The 16,340-nt window shown below is 42.2% G+C and carries 18 protein-coding genes and 2 other annotated features (1 of these 20 only partly in view); of the genes, 2 read left to right on the top strand and 16 right to left on the bottom strand.

Going from position 1 to position 16,340, the window contains the following annotated elements; all coding sequences use genetic code 11:
* Window positions 1-182: 182 nt before the first annotated feature.
* From ACH0BF_RS09860 to ACH0BF_RS09890, 7 genes are all read right to left on the bottom strand, one after another.
* A complete protein-coding gene (locus ACH0BF_RS09860; protein WP_120033671.1) occupies window positions 183-395 on the bottom strand; it encodes a hypothetical protein in 213 nt (70 codons plus the stop codon).
* A 229-nt stretch (window positions 396-624) separates the two neighbouring features.
* Window positions 625-2,040, bottom strand: a complete 1,416-nt coding sequence (locus ACH0BF_RS09865) for a sensor histidine kinase (protein ID WP_340852970.1) — start codon at window positions 2,038-2,040, stop codon at window positions 625-627.
* On the bottom strand, window positions 2,030-2,704 hold the full coding sequence (locus ACH0BF_RS09870; protein WP_340852969.1) for a response regulator transcription factor: 675 nt from the start codon (window positions 2,702-2,704) through the stop codon (window positions 2,030-2,032). The genes ACH0BF_RS09865 and ACH0BF_RS09870 overlap by 11 nt, the downstream gene beginning before the upstream one ends.
* A gap of 77 nt (window positions 2,705-2,781) precedes the next feature.
* Complete coding sequence (locus ACH0BF_RS09875) at window positions 2,782-3,288, bottom strand: DUF1648 domain-containing protein (protein WP_340852966.1); 507 nt, start codon at window positions 3,286-3,288, stop codon at window positions 2,782-2,784.
* Window positions 3,289-3,526: 238 nt separating this feature from the next.
* Window positions 3,527-3,844, bottom strand: a complete 318-nt coding sequence (locus ACH0BF_RS09880; RefSeq protein ID WP_120033677.1) for a hypothetical protein — start codon at window positions 3,842-3,844, stop codon at window positions 3,527-3,529.
* A 130-nt stretch (window positions 3,845-3,974) separates the two neighbouring features.
* Entirely contained in the window at window positions 3,975-5,693 is a 1,719-nt protein-coding gene (gene cysI, locus ACH0BF_RS09885) for an assimilatory sulfite reductase (NADPH) hemoprotein subunit (protein WP_406909333.1), read from the bottom strand.
* 25 nt (window positions 5,694-5,718) lie between these two features.
* The gene (locus tag ACH0BF_RS09890) at window positions 5,719-7,539 is read right to left on the bottom strand and encodes an assimilatory sulfite reductase (NADPH) flavoprotein subunit (RefSeq protein WP_340852964.1); all 1,821 of its coding nucleotides are present in this window, start codon (window positions 7,537-7,539) and stop codon (window positions 5,719-5,721) included.
* 363 nt (window positions 7,540-7,902) lie between these two features.
* Here ACH0BF_RS09890 and ACH0BF_RS09895 point away from each other — a divergent pair, with 363 nt between their 5' ends.
* Window positions 7,903-8,340: a YueI family protein gene (locus ACH0BF_RS09895; RefSeq protein ID WP_120033681.1), complete on the top strand. Its 438-nt coding sequence runs from the start codon at window positions 7,903-7,905 to the stop codon at window positions 8,338-8,340.
* 146 nt (window positions 8,341-8,486) lie between these two features.
* Here ACH0BF_RS09895 and ACH0BF_RS09900 read toward each other — a convergent pair whose 3' ends face one another.
* The 5 genes from ACH0BF_RS09900 to ACH0BF_RS09920 form a co-directional block, all read right to left on the bottom strand.
* Window positions 8,487-8,738 (bottom strand): hypothetical protein, encoded by a 252-nt coding sequence (locus tag ACH0BF_RS09900; RefSeq protein ID WP_340852961.1) that lies wholly within the window; start codon window positions 8,736-8,738, stop codon window positions 8,487-8,489.
* A gap of 38 nt (window positions 8,739-8,776) precedes the next feature.
* Window positions 8,777-9,862, bottom strand: coding sequence for a M42 family metallopeptidase (locus tag ACH0BF_RS09905; RefSeq protein ID WP_406909334.1), 1,086 nt, complete (start codon window positions 9,860-9,862; stop codon window positions 8,777-8,779).
* A gap of 76 nt (window positions 9,863-9,938) precedes the next feature.
* Complete coding sequence (locus ACH0BF_RS09910; protein ID WP_340852960.1) at window positions 9,939-10,427, bottom strand: dUTP diphosphatase; 489 nt, start codon at window positions 10,425-10,427, stop codon at window positions 9,939-9,941.
* A 14-nt stretch (window positions 10,428-10,441) separates the two neighbouring features.
* Complete coding sequence (locus tag ACH0BF_RS09915; protein ID WP_120033689.1) at window positions 10,442-10,699, bottom strand: DUF1294 domain-containing protein; 258 nt, start codon at window positions 10,697-10,699, stop codon at window positions 10,442-10,444.
* Between the two features lie 79 nt (window positions 10,700-10,778).
* Window positions 10,779-12,230 carry an aldehyde dehydrogenase family protein gene (locus ACH0BF_RS09920; RefSeq protein WP_406909335.1) on the bottom strand — a complete coding sequence of 484 codons (1,452 nt, stop codon included), beginning with the start codon at window positions 12,228-12,230 and terminating at the stop codon, window positions 10,779-10,781.
* Between the two features lie 84 nt (window positions 12,231-12,314).
* On the opposite strand from ACH0BF_RS09920, the gene ACH0BF_RS09925 reads away from it, so the two are divergent.
* Window positions 12,315-12,608, top strand: a complete 294-nt coding sequence (locus ACH0BF_RS09925; protein WP_142927218.1) for a hypothetical protein — start codon at window positions 12,315-12,317, stop codon at window positions 12,606-12,608.
* Between the two features lie 71 nt (window positions 12,609-12,679).
* Here ACH0BF_RS09925 and rplT read toward each other — a convergent pair whose 3' ends face one another.
* The 4 genes from rplT to thrS form a co-directional block, all read right to left on the bottom strand.
* Complete coding sequence (gene rplT, locus ACH0BF_RS09930; protein ID WP_120033696.1) at window positions 12,680-13,039, bottom strand: 50S ribosomal protein L20; 360 nt, start codon at window positions 13,037-13,039, stop codon at window positions 12,680-12,682.
* Window positions 13,040-13,071: 32 nt separating this feature from the next.
* A complete protein-coding gene (rpmI, locus tag ACH0BF_RS09935; RefSeq protein WP_041097707.1) occupies window positions 13,072-13,272 on the bottom strand; it encodes a 50S ribosomal protein L35 in 201 nt (66 codons plus the stop codon).
* Between the two features lie 23 nt (window positions 13,273-13,295).
* Window positions 13,296-13,814, bottom strand: a complete 519-nt coding sequence (gene infC, locus ACH0BF_RS09940) for a translation initiation factor IF-3 (RefSeq protein ID WP_082028145.1) — start codon at window positions 13,812-13,814, stop codon at window positions 13,296-13,298.
* A gap of 72 nt (window positions 13,815-13,886) precedes the next feature.
* Window positions 13,887-14,019 (bottom strand) — a sequence feature (ribosomal protein L20 leader region).
* A gap of 119 nt (window positions 14,020-14,138) precedes the next feature.
* Window positions 14,139-16,079, bottom strand: coding sequence for a threonine--tRNA ligase (thrS, locus tag ACH0BF_RS09945; RefSeq protein ID WP_340852948.1), 1,941 nt, complete (start codon window positions 16,077-16,079; stop codon window positions 14,139-14,141).
* A 54-nt stretch (window positions 16,080-16,133) separates the two neighbouring features.
* Window positions 16,134-16,340 (bottom strand) — a binding site (T-box leader); it runs 19 nt beyond the window's last position.

The raw sequence follows: 16,340 nt of genomic DNA on the forward strand, positions 1-16,340 counted from the left end.
CTCTTTTTTTACCTATTACTGATGTTAAAAAACAATGGTGAAAAGACGGTGAAAAGATAAAAATAAATAAATTACATAGGAAGGATGGTTGGGAAGGTCAACGGGGGGAAAATTAGGGGTGTATGCATCTTTAAAAGCCGTATAGGATGAATCACTATACGGCTTTCATAAAGGAAAAAAATCTACTCTATTTCTTTAGATTGGCCGGCATCTTTAAGCAGTTCGCTAAGCCTTTCATTCCTTTCCCGATCAAGCTTTAGCTTTGCATTCATAAACTTAATCACTTGTATAGCGAAATAAATGCCGAATCCAACAAGGATTATATTAATAACTATAGGTAGAAGAGTAAGAAAAACAATCATCCCTTCCGACGCAAACAATGCATTATTGAACATCAAATACCTCCAGTAATTGGATGAATCATCCTTATTTAATATGCCAATTCCAATTTTATCAATTTTATTTTCTAAAAGCTAAAAAATTACCTATTAAATACTGAATAAAGAGCGCTCACTTGAAGGAGAATGGTCTAAACCAAAGGAGAGCTCATTGCTCTAAATGCTAGAGTAGTAGAGAAACACATAAAACAGGGAGATTCTTGTAGAACCTCCGTTTAAATTAATTCTATGATGAAAAATGCTTCTCGTTCTCCTCCTCGGCACGTATTGGCAGGCGCACGGTGAATACACTCCCTTGCTCAGGCTTGCTATCCACCTCAATAGAGCCTCCATGAGTAGAGACAATCCACTTAGCAATGGCGAGCCCTAGCCCATAGCCTCCCATCGATCTTGATCTTGATTTGTCAGAACGGTAAAAGCGATCAAAGATACGATCATAATCATCAGAAGGAATACCGATACCTGTGTCTTCTACAATTATAGTCAGCTCCTTTTTCTGCCCCTTTAAGAGAAGAGAAATTTCACCTCCGTCTGGCGTATATTTAATTGCGTTATCAAGCAAAATGTAGAGAAGCTGAGTAAGCCTTTCGCTATCACCGTTCACCTGGATGGATGGAGACGCCTCAAAATGCAGCCTGATTTGCTTTGCCTGGGCGAGTGACTGAACAGATCCAACCACTTTTTCAGCAGTCTTGAAAAAATCGAACGTCTCTTGCTGTCTTTCCATCATTCCCGAATCTGTGCGGGCAAGTGTCAATAAATCACTCACTAGCTTCGTCATTCGTTTCACTTCAGTCTTCATATTGACGAGCAACTTACGAGCAAATGGATCTTCGTTCATTGAATCCGTCATTTCCATAGCATTAATTGATGACAGCATAATGCTCAATGGTGTGCGCAATTCATGTGAAGCATCACCGACAAATTCCTGTTGACGGGCAAATGCCTTAGAGATTGGAATCATCGCCTTCTTTGACATATACCGACTAATAAACAAAGCAATGCCAAAAAACAAAACAGCTAACAAAGTAAGAATAACAAGGAGCCATTTAAATAAATGATAAGCAAATGAAATATCTTTTCCGATATACAGCATCCCAATAAACTGTCCGTTATAAAAAAGCGGCCGTCCATCAATCATCAACTTGACTGTTTGCGAATCTCCTATGCGATGCGGGCCTTTTCCTATTTCTTCTCTTTTCGGAAAAGTGATCTGTAGTGTTTCTTCACGGACGTCATTTTTTCTCGGAATCCAACCTTGTAAAAGCTGCAATAAATCCGGGCGAATCTGAGGAATGGTTTCCTGTCCCATAATAAGGTCTCCATCTGTATCCACTACATAATAAAAAAACTGATCGACTCCAGCTAAAACAATTTGTTGACTTTCAAGGCCTTGCAATTCTTTTATCGCATTGTCTGCCAAATAATCTAAAATAATTCTCGATTCGTGGTGAGTTAGCTCTCCAAGCTCTTTTTTTTGGTCCTCTAAAACAATTATATATACTAGAAAATAAACAATAATAACGAATAACGAGAGAAACAATACCATTAAACCGCTATAGAAAAAAGTAAGCCGAGATTGTGTATTCTTAAAGATATCAGCTTGTTGATGTTTCCGCCGCAAAAAACTCTTATTTTTCAACTTTGTAACCAACCCCTCTAATGCTATGAAGGAGGTGCTGTTTTCCTACGATGTCTAGCTTTTTCCGCAGCAGCTTCACGGTTGCATCTATCGTTTTTGTAGATACGTCCGCATCGTATCCCCAGATCCGGTCTAAAATCACTTCACGCGGCAACACCTGCCCTTTGTTTTGAACAAGCAAGTCTAACAATTGAAATTCACGCGGGCTTAACTGAATACTTTCATCACCATAGTGAATCATTTGGCTCGTTCTGTTAAGAAGAAGGTCCTGAATCGCTAATGTTTCTTCCAAGATTGGCGCATAATTTCTTCGGGATAGCGCTCGCAGCCGTGCAAGTAATTCATCTATTTCAAACGGCTTGATGAGATAATCATCTGCACCCGAATCAAGCCCTTCCACCCGATCTTCCACTGTATCCTTCGCTGTCAACATGAGTATCGCTCCCGAATAACCCTCTTTTCGTAAACGGCGGCATACGTCTATTCCGCTTCCATTTGGCATCATCCAATCGAGTATTAATACATCATAATGGGAAGCAGCTGCATAGTCATAAGCGTCCTCCCCCTCCTTTACCCACTCTACCCGGTAGCCTCCTTTTTTCTTTAGCATAAAAGCAACTAATTCGCCAAGCTGCTCATCATCTTCAGCTAAGAGGATATTCATGTTGTCTCCTCCTTTCTCTTCTCTTTTTATGCTAATCCCTTTTAATGAAAAACAAGTGAAAATGGCGCCTATCTTTCTTACAGTTCATTGCCCCATTTTCTTATTTTACGGTTTCGATAAAGAAATACACCAAGCGTGCCAAATAGAACAACTAGAAAGACAGGCAGTTCAAAATAGCCTAATCCTACTTCCTTTCCATATGACCATTGAACACTTTGCCAACTAGTATAGATAAGAAAAAGAATAATCTCCGTTTTAATGGTATTTAGCATAAGTCTAGTATTAGCAAACATTTGGTCCTTATTTTCCTCTGTTAGATGAGGAATGTTATAAAGACTCGGCTTTCGTTCCAAAACTGTCATACCTGCCCAAAGAATAAAAGTGATGAAGGGAAGAAACCAGATCATCCCTTTGCTTCCCCAGCCGTCCGCTTCTCCTTTGGCATTAAAATGAATGGGTACTTGTTCAGGCAATTGGCTCCATTGTGTAAACAAATAGATGACATTAGCAAGGATAAATAGCAGCGAAACAACAGTAGAGACTTTTTCAAACATTGTTTTGGCTAATTGGTTGTTATCAGTCATTTACTTCCTCCTTTGTCATGCTCATTCTCGGATGCTTAAAACCGTATCTAGCTTAGCTTATTTTGTTACAATCCGTTTTTCTTCATAAAATGATAGCCGCTGTCTGCTGCATTCTTGACAACAAGGTGACACTATTCATTTCTTTTTTCTAAACAACCTGTCCATCCTACAAAGTGCTTATCAGTTAACAATCCGCAATCAACATTCTTCTTTCCGGATTTTTTATTCCTTTTTCTTTTCATGTCTTTTTCATTCTTAAAAACAGCTCTTCAATCATTGGCCAGTTTTTTACCCATGTAAACAGCCGGACAATATGGAAAGGTGCCACCATCACCACAATGAGAAGGGTGAGAAAAAATACAGCCATGCTCACAAATTTCACATATCCTGTTTCCTGATAAGTCATTGCTTTCAAACTGACAAAAGCGCCAACGAGCAAAAAAATCATTCCGACAGCAAACAAATACTCCACAAAGTTGCTTAAAATAAAAGAGAGACCGACAAATAACATCCCTATAAAAGAAAAGATGACAGATGACAAACTATAGATTTGCATATTTTCTCCTTTTTTATTAATTGTACCAATTATTCCGCCTCATGGGTATCACACAACAAAGCAGGATGCCCAGACGGCATCCTGCTTTGTTTTAAAAATTTTATAACGTGCGGATTTTGCATTTTTTCTGTCAAGCGTGGAAATCAGTACCGGAATGAACTTCTTTAACGATGCCAGCCCGAATCACATAATCTCCAAAGCGTTCGCCTTCCTGACGCTCTTTAGCATATTGAGAGAGAATCGGACGAAGCAACGCCAAAATCTCTTTTTCCCCAACATTTTCTTTATAAAGCTTACTCAGGCGGTTTCCTGAAAAACCGGCTCCTAAATACATATTATACTTTCCAGGAGATTTGCCGATAAAGGCAATTTCAGCCAGAGCTGGACGAGCGCAACCATTCGGACATCCCGTCATACGGATCGTGATCTCTTCTTCATGCAAACCGCTCTCTTCTACAATGTCCTCAATTTTTTCAAGTAAACTAGGAAGATAACGTTCTGCTTCCGCCATGGCGAGGCCACACGTTGGAAGAGCCACACAGGCCATTGAATTTCTGCGTAATGCTGAATAATGCTTGCCGTCTGTAAGTCCGTATTTCTTAATCAGCTCCACAATTTGATCTTTTTTCTCATTCGACACATTAGCAATGACAAGATTTTGGTTCGGCGTCAAACGGAAATCACCCGTATGAACTTTAGCAATTTCTCTTAAGCCGGTCATGAGTGGATATCCCTCTATATCAGCTACACGGCCATTTTGAATGAATAAGGTAAAATGCCAGCTTCCATCGCTTCCTTCTACCCATCCATAGCGATCCCCATTATGATTAAAGTGGAAAGAATGTGCCTCTTCAAGCTCCCACCCTAATCGTTTATGAAGCTCTTGTTTAATAGATTCCAGTCCCAATCTGTCAACTGTATACTTAAAGCGGGCATACTTTCTAACAGAGCGGTCACCGTAATCACGTTGAATAGTGATTACTTTTTCAGCTACGTCAAGAATCTTTTCCGGCGTACAGAAGCCAATCACTCTAGCCAGCTGCGGATATGTGTTTTTGTCGCCGTGGGTCATCCCCATTCCGCCGCCAATCGCCACGTTGAATCCAGCTAGTTTTCCCTCTTCTACCACTGCCACAAAACCAAGATCCTGGGAGAAGACATCTACATCGTTGGAAGGCGGAACCGCGATGCCGATCTTGAATTTTCGGGGTAAATAAAGCGCTCCATACATCGGTTCTACTTCTTCTTCCGGAGTGCCTGCCACTTTTTCCTCATCAAGCCAGATTTCATGGTACGCTCTCGTACGCGGCGAAAGGTATTCGCTCAATTTTCGTGACCACTCATACACTTCTGAATGAATTTCGGACTGATAAGGATTAGGGTTGCACATAACATTTCGATTCACATCTCCACAAGCGGCTAATGTATCCATTAGCACTGCGTTAATTTCCTGGATGCTTTTCTTCATGTTCCACTTTAGAATTCCATGCATTTGAAATGCTTGGCGAGTCGTTAATTTAAGTGTGCCATTGCCATATTTTTGAGCAATGTCATCCATGGCAAGCCACTGTTCTGCTGTTGCCACTCCACCTGGCGCACGCACGCGCACCATAAATTGATAAGCGGGCTCAAGCTTCTGGCGCTCCCGTTCATTTCGTAAATCCCTGTCATCTTGCAAATAGCTGCCGTGGAATTTCATCAGTCGATTATCATCATCAGGAATGCCTGCGGTAATGGGATCTGCCAACGTTTCTGCAAGTGTGCCACGCAAGTAATCGCTCTCTCTTTTTATTCGTTCGACATCACTTGGAGGACCTTCTGGCGCCTTTAATACTTTCTCTTCGATCATTTTCCTAACTCCTTCCCCTCAAGGCTTAATATACATCGCGCTGATAACGCTTTTGTTGCTGCATCTCAGCAAGATAAGCCTCTGCTTGCTCCCGGCTTCTGCCGCCTTCCTGTTCAATAATTTGAATCAGTGTTTCATGGACGTCATGCGCCATATTTTTTTCATCGCCGCAAATATAAATGACTGCTCCTTCTTCAAGCCATTGATAAAGCTCTTTGCTCTGTTCTAGCATGCGATGTTGGACATAGACTTTTTCCTCTGTATCACGTGAGAAAGCAACGTCCATTTTCGTTAGAACGTCTTTTTTGAGCCATTGCTGCCACTCTGTTTGATAGAGAAAATCCGTTACAAAATGCTGATCACCGAAGAATAACCATGTTTTCCCTTGAGCAGCCAGCTCCTCTCGTTCTTGTAAAAACGATCTGAATGGAGCTGCTCCTGTGCCAGGTCCAATCATAATAATCGGTGTATCCGGGTTTGCTGGCAGCTTAAAGTTTTGATTGCGTTGAATATAAACTGGCAAATAATCCCCAGGCTGAACCCGTTCAGCACATTGTATGGAGCATACGCCCTTACGGCTGCGTCCGTTACTATCGTATCTGACGGTTCCAATCGTCAAGTGTACTTCATCAGGATTCGCTCTTAAGCTGCTGGCAATGGAATAAAGCCGGGCCGGCATTTTACGCAAAATCGAAACAAATGCGCTAGCTGTTATGCCTTCAAAGCTAAAATCTTGGATTAGATCAAGCAGATCCCGTCCTTCAATGTAAGTTCGTAGGTCTTCCTCTTGTCCTGGTGCTACTAGCTGCTGCAGTTGATGATCTGAAGTAAGTTCAGCTGCTTTTTGAATAAGCGGCTTCGTCAGCACTGTGATCTCATAATAAGAGAGGAGTGAATCACGCAATGAACGTGTTTCTCCTTGCTTGTTCAGCGTGACCACTTCATCAGGATTCCAATTCATTTTCCCGATGATTAAATCAACCAGCTCCGGATCATTTTCAGGATAAATACCTAAGCTGTCTCCCGGTTCAAACTCAAGATTTGACCCTTCAAGCGATAGTTCAATGTGTCTCGTTTCTTTATTTGAACCGCGTCCATTTAAATTAATATTTTCAAGAACCTCGGCCTTAAAAGGATTCGTCCGTGAGTAGACCGACTGGCCTGCCGATGTTCCCGCTCCTATTGAAGCAAGTGGAGAAACAGCTTCCTCAGCTTTTGCTTCACCTAAACTGCTTAGGACGCCTTCCAGCCACTCGGCAGCAGGTTCATCATAATCCAAATCACAATCAAAGCGCGGATAAAGGCGCTGACCGCCCAATTCCTCTAAACGTTTGTCGAAATCTTTCCCAGTCTTACAGAAAAATTCATACGAGCTATCGCCTAAGGATAGGACAGAGAAACGTAAATCCTTCAGCTGGGGAGCCCGTCTTCCATGAAGAAATTCATGGAATGAAAGGGCGTTATCCGGTGGGTCTCCTTCTCCATGAGTACTTACCAAGAGCAGAAGATTTTGAACTTTTTTAATATTATTTGCTTTAAATTCATTCATTGGAGCAAGAGTTACTTGGAATCCACGTTCTTTTAGCTTAGCTGCTACATTCTCAGCAAGCCCCTGGGCGTTGCCTGTCTGAGAACCAAAAAGAACAGTCACTTCCTTAGACAGGGCCGAACCATTTTGTTGAGGGACAAGTTCGCTTCCTGTCACTTGTGGCAAAACAGTACCAGCCATTCCGGCAAGATATCCGCTCAACCACATTTTTTGGGGTTCCGTCAGCGTTGATAAAAGACGATTAAGGAGCTCCGACTGCTCCTGACTAAAAGGACTGTTCATTACTTGAAGTTGCAATGATATCCACCTCACAAAGGAATATAGATGATCAATCATTTAGCCTCGAAGGATAAATGATTGTATTCGCCACAATCAGAAAAGCGACAAAAGGAATGAGCAAAACAATTTCCTTTTTTTTGACGCGGCTATGTACTAGTAAAAAGAAGCCATATCAGCGTCTTAATGATTAAGTTTTATAATATATTCATTAATCCTATATGTCAAGTAGGTTTTATGTCCGCACCTTGTGGTTTTCTCCAATTATTTTGACTTTTTTGCCTTTCAATGCTACACGTTAGAAAATGAATAACTCGATCACTCCCCAATTTAAAGATAGGCGCATATTCTTTATTATATTATTAAAATACAAGGAGTTAGATGATGACTAAAAAAAGTGTAGAGGATATTTTACAAGAAGGGATGTACGGCAAAAAAGAAATTAACCCAGAGGAGCGGCGGAAGTTTCTTGGCACATTGAGAGAAAGAATAATAGCTGCACTCCGGCAGAGCCAGGTAAGGGAAGCGGAGGTTTATCCGGAGTTCATTGAGTTGATAAAGAAACATCCGCAGGCAAAACTGTACTTAAACGGCTCCATTGACATTACTTATTTAAAGAAATATATTACCGCTGCCGAAAAGCACAGGATCGATTATACGATCGTCATTAACAAAACCCATGATACAGACATCGGGCTAGTTTTTGCTTATGACTATGCTATCGATAAAGAGGAGATTTATCTTTCTAGACCGCAAAAGCAACAAAAAAGCGTAAAAAAAAATAAGCTTGCCTCCTTTTTTAATTGGCTGAGGCGCAAATAACAAGCTTCTTATACAAATTTAGGCGTATCCATAAAAAAGCTGTCATGAAAACACATGACAGCTTTTTTGCTTGAGAACAGGGTTAAATAGTTTTACTGGGCCGCTTTAACAGATTAATGAACCGCTTCCTCTAAAATACGAGCCACTCAGTCCGGTTTACGTGCTGGGCGAGCGCCTTCCGCTTTTCTTTGTCCAGCTGCAGCGACCATCGGCTCGAGGTCACAAGCCCATCCAATCAGAAGGTTAAAGAACAAACTTCTGGCTGGCTCGTCTTGTGCTTGTCGCCGATAAACGGCCGCTTCCGCTTTTCTTATTGTCCAGCTGCTGGCGCTAGCGCGTACGGCGGTTTCGGTCTCTCTGTCGGAGTCTAAAAAACGCCTCCTTGTCGAGCCCTCCAACCTCCTATCGCGCTGGGCGAGCGCCTTCCGCTTTTCTATTAGTCAAACTTAATTTTGTCGACGGTTTCCTGATCCAATCGCAGGATGACTTCGCCGATAAGTTTGACAGCATTTTCGTAATCGTCACGGTGAAGCATCGCTGCGTGTGAGTGGATGTAGCGGGTAGCAATCGTAATGGACAAACTTGGTACTCCGCCTGAGGTCACATGAATCGCACCTGAATCTGTTCCGCCACCTGCCATTGCATCAAATTGATAAGGAATATTTAATTCATCCGCTACATCTGTTACGAAATCACGTAACCCTTTATGGGAAACCATGGAGGCGTCATACAGAATAATCTGTGGACCATCGCCCATTTTGCTCATCGCCTCTTTGCTGGAGACTCCTGGCGTATCACCAGCGATGCCCACATCCACGCCAAATGCAATATCCGGCTGAATGGCTTGAGCAGATGTTTTCGCTCCACGCAATCCTACTTCTTCCTGTACAGTTCCAACGCCATATACTGTGTTTTTATGTTGTTTGCCTTTAACATATTTCATGACATCAATAGCAATCGCACAACCGATACGGTTATCCCACGCTTTGGCAAGCAGCATTTTTTCATTGTTCATTACCGTGAATTCAAAATAAGGCACGACCATGTCGCCCGGACGCACACCCCATTCTTGTGCTTCCTCTTTGCTGGAGGCACCAATGTCGATAAACATATCCTTGATATCTACCGGCTTTTTACGCGCTTCAGGAGATAAGATATGAGGTGGTTTAGAACCGATGACTCCCGTAATGTCACCTTTTCTCGTCACAATGGTCACGCGCTGGGCAAGCATGACCTGACTCCACCATCCGCCGACTGTTTGAAAGCGGAGAAACCCCTTGTCATCAATTTGTGTGATCATGAAGCCAACTTCATCCAAGTGGCCGGCAACCATAATCTTTGGTCCGTTCTGTGCACCCGACTTTTTGGCAATTAAACTGCCGAGATTATCTGTCGTTACTTCATCCGCGAACGGCGCTATGTATTTTTTCATAACGGCGCGGGCTTCACGCTCATTTCCAGCAATCCCTTTAGCGTCCGTTAAATCTTTGAGCATCGATAATGTTTCGTCCATTTTCGCCATACATCATTCCTCCTATAAAAAATATGGATCCGTTTTCATTATACGTATTTTTTCAGATATATACAAAAATTACCGCTTAATATCCTTGCTGTTGCCGCTCGTAGTTCACTTCATTTTTCGAAACATATGCTTTTTCCACTTCTTCCGCCGAGAATCCGAGCAGGCCGCCCAGTGTAAAGTACTCTTGAAGCATTTGCTGATATGCCTCCGCTGATTTTTCCTGCTTGAATGATTGAACAGCCTCATAGACGAGTAGAAACTGGTCGGTTATTGAGCCTTCCGCTTGTTTATCCTCTGCAGTTGCCTCTTGCTCTAAAGAACATGTCAGGCCAAGTGATAAAATAAAGTGCACGCCATCCACAAATTCCTCCAAGATCACTTCACGTGCACTTGGTTTTTTTAGACTCCAAAATTTAAAACAGCGTGTCTCATTGGCAAGTTCGCCAATTTCAACAAGCAAAGCAAGTACCTTTTTATCGAACAAGTCCGCTTCTTGTAGGCCATGCTCCGCTTCAATATATCCATCGAGCGCCCGCTGCATGCGGAACAACTTAGCTAAATCCATCTTTCTTCCTCCATTCATGAAAAGTAAATAAGCAGGCTGAGGTCAATAAGCGCTAAGACAGGCATCCCATACTTAAACGAAGGATGCTTCGTCTTGTGACGATGTGTCTGCATGGCTACCCAACTGCCGATCGCTCCTCCAATAAGCGCCAACAGCCACAGTGTACTCTCGCGTGTCCGCCATTTTCCCTGCCTCGCTTTTCGCTTGTCATTTCCCATTGCAATATAGCTAATTAGGTTAATAAGAACAAAATAAATAAGCACACCCTTCACTCCTCTCTGTTAGTTTAACAAAAAAGTCCGGACAGAGTGAGGATGTGCATGGAAGAAAGATCATTTTTATATGGTCACATTAAAACGGATATTCTCTTGCCTTTGTTTGAACGGATATCCACTTTGTTGTCGTAAATTCATGAAGAGCCCATTCTCCGCCATATCGGCCCAACCCGGAAGCTTTTTCACCGCCAAAGGCAACGATCGGCTCATCATTCACTCCCTGGTCATTCACGTGAATCATTCCGGTCACTACTCTTTTTGCCACTTCTACTCCGTGTTCAATCGATCCAGCGTGCACCGCGCCACTCAGTCCATACTCGCTGTCATTAGCGACTTGGATTGCTTCTTCTTCATTTTCCACTACAATAATGCCTACCGCTGGGCCAAATATTTCCTCTTGAGCAATCGGCATATCATTTGTTACATCTGTAAGGATCGTAGGGGCAAATACACTTCCTTTCACCTCTCCCTGCAGAGCATATTTAGCTCCCTTGGCCAAGCTTTCGTCAATTAGCCTTTGAATGCGCTCTACTTGCTTATGGTTAATAAGAGGACCTACCACGACCTCTTTATCTTTCGGGTTTCCATATTTAATTTGCGACGCTTTATCTACAAATTCTTTTAAAAATGCTTCATAGACAGGTCTCTCCACAATAATCCGGTTTAAAGACATACATATTTGCCCGCTGTTGAGAAACTTGCCAAAGGCTGCAGAGCCAGCTGCTTTCCCAATATCGGCATCTTTTAATACAATCATTGCATTATTGCCACCTAATTCCAAGGCAACACGCTTAAGATGCCTTCCGCATAATTCTCCAATATGACGGCCCACAGAAGTAGAACCTGTAAATGAAATAATCCGCGGAATTGGATGTTCAACAAAAGCATCTTTAATTTCTGAAGAACTAGAAACAGTAATGTTTAACAATCCTTTCGGGATGCCTGCTTCTTCAAAAATTTCTCCCATAAAGAGGCCGCCTGAAATCATTGTTTGCAAATCAGGCTTCAGGACTACTCCATTTCCTGCTGCTAAAGCGGGAGCAAGTGAACGCATCGTTAAATGAAATGGAAAGTTAAAAGGACTAATAATACCAACGACTCCTGCGGGATTCTGATAAATCCTGTTTTCTTTTCCAGGGATCACAGAGGGCATAATTCTACCTTGCATACGAACAGGAAAGGTAACCGCCTCTTTCATAATCCCAATCGCTGCATCTACTTCAATATTTGCTTTTGTATAAGAGGCTCCATTTTCCTCCACTAAAATATGAACGATTTCTTCTCTTCTTGCTTTTACTAACTCGACGGCTTTTTCAATGACGGCTGCCTTTTGATAAGGATTGACCTGTTCCCACTCTTTTTGCGCCTTCTCTGCCGCACGATATGCTTCATCGATATCTTCTTTGTTAGCCAATCGAATTTCTGCTAATGTTTCATCATTGTAAGGGTTTTTATCTGCGTAGACCGTTTGGCTGTTTCCTTCTTTCCATTCTCCACCGATAAGTTGTTTGTCCCAGTTTTTGTACATCTCATCCCATCCTTTTTCCTTGTTGTCTGCTTATGCTCTTCCTTGCATATTAACTATTTTGGCCGTTCTTTAAGATTTTTATTTTTGTTCACTTATTGCCTTGTGTATAACGAAAGTAAGACGGGAGAACAATACAAAGAAGAACGAACGGAAGCAGGTGAAGATCCAATGCCGCGGGAAAGAGAAAATATCCAAACGAACAACGGCGATCCGCATTTTGACGGGAGATATGAAGGCATTATTGCTCACCCTGAGGGCACGTCGCAAATGGGCATTCGCGTAGACCGAAAACAGTCTGAAAGTGCTTATGAAGTCACAAGTTTAAAAAAGGACCCGGAAATGGAACGGTTTAAACAGTTCTTTGACGGAAAAGAATAAAAGCTTTTATTTCCTAGGGAAATCACAAAAAAACAGACCCGTTGAAAGCGGGCCTGCTTCTTAAAAATATCTTATTTATTTAACTGAGCTTTAGCTGCTTCAGCTAATTGGTTGAACGCTTGTAGATCATTCACAGCTAAGTCAGCAAGCATTTTACGGTTTACTTCGATACCTGCAAGCTTTAAACCATGCATTAAACGGCTGTAAGAAAGACCGTTCATGCGTGCAGCTGCATTGATACGAGTGATCCAAAGCTTACGGAAGTCACGTTTTTTCTGGCGACGGTCACGGTAAGCGTATTGCAGGGATTTCATAACCTGCTGGTTGGCTACTTTATATAAACGGTGTTTAGCACCGAAAAAACCTTTTGCTAATTTAAGAACTTTTTTACGACGTCTGCGAGTTACTGTTCCGCCTTTTACGCGTGGCATAATATTTCCCTCCTAAAATATAAGTCCTGATCTTACTTAAGATTGTCTAACATATGACGAATGCGTTTGAAATCGCCTTTAGATACAAGAGTTCCTTTGCGAAGCTTACGTTTTTGCTTTGTAGATTTGTTGGCAAATAAGTGGCTAGTGTAGCCATGAGAACGTTTCAATTTACCAGAACCTGTTTTCTTAAAACGTTTCGCTGAGCCGCGGTGAGTTTTCATTTTTGGCATTTTCGTATTCCTCCTCAAACTGATTACTTTTCGTTTTTAGGTGCTAATACTAAGAACATACTGCGGCCGTCCATTTTCGGTTTCGTCTCCACAGTAGCTACTTCTTGACAAGCTTCAGCAAAACGGTCAAGTACGCGTTGGCCAATCTCTTTATGAGTAATGGCGCGTCCTTTGAAGCGAATGGAAGCTTTAACTTTGTCGCCTTTTTCTAGAAACTTGATCGCATTGCGCAGTTTTGTGTTAAAATCATGTTCCTCGATTGTCGGGCTGAGACGCACTTCTTTCAAGTTAATGATCTTTTGATTTTTACGAGCTTCTTTCTCTTTCTTCTGCTGCTCGAACTTAAATTTGCCGTAGTCCATAATACGGGCAACCGGCGGTTTTGCGTTTGGCGCAACAAGCACAAGATCAAGGTTAACGCGTCCAGCAATTTCGAGCGCTTCGTTCTTTGACTTAACACCAAGCTGCTCTCCATTTTGATCGATTAGACGAACTTCACGGGAGCGAATCCCCTCGTTTACAAACATATCTTTGCTAATAATGAGCCACCTCCAAGGTTTTTGAGAATAAACGTTTCTATTCCAGAATACACAACTTAGCACCTAATTGCTTTGACACAATAAAAAATGCGGGTATGATGTACATACCCGCATTAAACAGCGTAAATCAGCTATTTGTTCTTACGTTCAAACCTGCCAACTGCTTATGCGTCAATCAGGTGAGAAGCGGGTGCTCCTGCTTAAATTGTATATTCAGTTCACCATAGCATTATATCATAACGAATATTCTTCGTCAACTCATCGAAAGCAATTCAACAGAAACAATTCTAGCAAAGTTTATAAAATTAAGCAACATCTTTTTAAAACTTATGCTTTTTTTGCTTCTTTCTTGATCATTTCAATGAAATCTTCGAAAGCAACCGTCTCTGATTTTTGCTCCCCATATTTACGAACGTTAACAGAATCGTTTTCAATCTCTTTGTCGCCGACAACAAGCATATACGGGATTTTCTGCATCTGTGCTTCACGAATTTTATAACCGATCTTTTCATCACGGCTGTCGAGTTCTACACGGATACCTGCTGCACGCAGCTTTTCTTGGACTTCTTTAGCATAGTCAAGATGAACATCAACAGAAACCGGGATAACTTGCACTTGTACCGGTGCAAGCCAAGTCGGGAAGGCACCTTTATATTCTTCAATCAAGAAGGCAACAAAGCGTTCCATTGTAGAAACAACACCGCGGTGAATAACAACAGGACGATGCGGCTTTCCATCTTCGCCGATATAAGTCAGATCAAATCTCTCTGGCAGCAAGAAATCCAACTGTACAGTGGATAGCGTTTCCTCTTTACCGAGAGCTGTTTTTACCTGTACATCAAGCTTCGGACCATAGAACGCTGCTTCACCTTCTGCTTCGAAGTAATCCAGCCCCATTTCATCCATCGCTTCTTTCAGCATGCTTTGCGCTTTGTTCCACATTTCATCGTCATCATAATATTTTTCTGTATCAGCTGGGTCCCGATAAGACAGACGGAATGAGTAATCATGTAAATCAAAATCTTTATATACTTCTAAAATCAAGTGCACTACACGTTTAAATTCATCTTTAATTTGATCCGGACGGACAAATACGTGGGCATCGTTTAAAGTCATACCGCGGACACGCTGAAGGCCGGAGAGCGCTCCTGACATTTCATAACGGTGCATTGTGCCGAGCTCCGCGATTCGGATTGGCAGTTCACGATAGGAGTGGATGCCATTTTTATAAATCATCATGTGATGCGGGCAGTTCATTGGGCGAAGCACAAGCTCTTCATTGTCCATGTCCATAATTGGGAACATATTTTCCTGGTAATGATCCCAGTGTCCGCTCGTTTTATATAGCTCTACATTCGCCATAACAGGCGTATACACGTGGTGATAGCCAAGGCTTTCTTCTTTATCGACGATATAACGCTCGATAATGCGGCGGATCGTTGCGCCTTTTGGCAGCCACATCGGCAGTCCCTGTCCGACTTTTTGTGAGCTCATGAAGAGATCGAGCTCTTTGCCGATTTTGCGGTGATCGCGCTCCTTTGCTTCCTCGAGCATTTTTAAATGATGTTCCAAATCTTCTTTTTTGAAGAAAGCAGTGCCATAAATACGCTGGAGCATCTTATTATCACTGTTGCCGCGCCAGTAGGCACCCGCAATGCTCAACAGCTTGAATTCTTTAATTTTATTCGTAGACGGCACATGCACGCCGCGGCATAAATCAAAAAATTCCCCTTGCTCATATATAGTCACTGTTTCATCTTCTGGAATAGCATCAATTAGCTCAAGCTTATATTCGTCACCAATCTCTTCATACAGTTTTTTAGCTTCATTGCGGCTTACCTCTTTGCGGACTACCTCTAGATTTTCACCCACAATTTTCTTCATTTCTTTTTCAATTTTTGGCAAGTCTTCCGGTGTAATAGACTCATCAAGGTCGATATCGTAATAGAAACCGCCTTCGATTACCGGACCAACACCGAGCTTTACTTTCTCTTCGCCATACAAGCGCTTGATGGCTTGTGCCATTAAATGAGCGGTACTGTGGCGAAGAATTTCCAAAGCATCTGCATGGTCAGGTGTAACAATTTCCAAGCTGCCATTTTCTTCAATCGGTGTGCGTAAATCGAGCAACTTGCCATCTACTTTTCCAGCAAGTGCCTTTTTCTTTAAGCCCGGGCTGATTGACTGGGCAATTTCTTCTGTTGTTGTTCCTTTTGGAAACTCCTTGACTGATCCATCAGGAAATGTAATATTCAGCATTTCAGACATCGTCCACACTCCTTATTTTTTGACAAAATAAAAAACCTCGCCCTTCAATAATAATGAAGGGACGAGGTTTATATCGCGATTCCACCCTACTTTTCAACAAAAATGTTGAAATCTCCAGATCAGATAACGGCTGCTGCCGGCGGTCCATTACTAACATTGCTGCGTTCACGGCCGAAGTTCAAAGGCGGTAAGCATATTCCTCGTGTTAGGAAAGTTTCAGCCTTGCTTTCCCTCTCTGGAAACCGTAAGAAAATACTCATG

This window comes from Pseudobacillus sp. 179-B 2D1 NHS, from assembly GCF_045370945.1.
Lineage (GTDB): Bacteria > Bacillota > Bacilli > Bacillales > Domibacillaceae > Pseudobacillus.

What these genes read in the sequence shown, in the direction of transcription:
- rplT (WP_120033696.1), bottom strand. Translation starts at nt 13,039, where the DNA reads ATGCCACGCGTAAAAGGCGGAACAGTAACTCGCAGACGTCGTAAAAAA.
- ACH0BF_RS09880 (WP_120033677.1), bottom strand. Translation starts at nt 3,844, where the DNA reads ATGCAAATCTATAGTTTGTCATCTGTCATCTTTTCTTTTATAGGGATG.
- ACH0BF_RS09870 (WP_340852969.1), bottom strand. Translation starts at nt 2,704, where the DNA reads ATGAATATCCTCTTAGCTGAAGATGATGAGCAGCTTGGCGAATTAGTT.
- ACH0BF_RS09860 (WP_120033671.1), bottom strand. Translation starts at nt 395, where the DNA reads ATGTTCAATAATGCATTGTTTGCGTCGGAAGGGATGATTGTTTTTCTT.
- ACH0BF_RS09910 (WP_340852960.1), bottom strand. Translation starts at nt 10,427, where the DNA reads ATGGATTTAGCTAAGTTGTTCCGCATGCAGCGGGCGCTCGATGGATAT.
- ACH0BF_RS09895 (WP_120033681.1), top strand. Translation starts at nt 7,903, where the DNA reads ATGACTAAAAAAAGTGTAGAGGATATTTTACAAGAAGGGATGTACGGC.
- ACH0BF_RS09920 (WP_406909335.1), bottom strand. Translation starts at nt 12,230, where the DNA reads ATGTACAAAAACTGGGACAAACAACTTATCGGTGGAGAATGGAAAGAA.
- thrS (WP_340852948.1), bottom strand. Translation starts at nt 16,079, where the DNA reads ATGTCTGAAATGCTGAATATTACATTTCCTGATGGATCAGTCAAGGAG.
- rpmI (WP_041097707.1), bottom strand. Translation starts at nt 13,272, where the DNA reads ATGCCAAAAATGAAAACTCACCGCGGCTCAGCGAAACGTTTTAAGAAA.
- ACH0BF_RS09875 (WP_340852966.1), bottom strand. Translation starts at nt 3,288, where the DNA reads ATGACTGATAACAACCAATTAGCCAAAACAATGTTTGAAAAAGTCTCT.
- cysI (WP_406909333.1), bottom strand. Translation starts at nt 5,693, where the DNA reads ATGATCGAAGAGAAAGTATTAAAGGCGCCAGAAGGTCCTCCAAGTGAT.
- ACH0BF_RS09905 (WP_406909334.1), bottom strand. Translation starts at nt 9,862, where the DNA reads ATGGCGAAAATGGACGAAACATTATCGATGCTCAAAGATTTAACGGAC.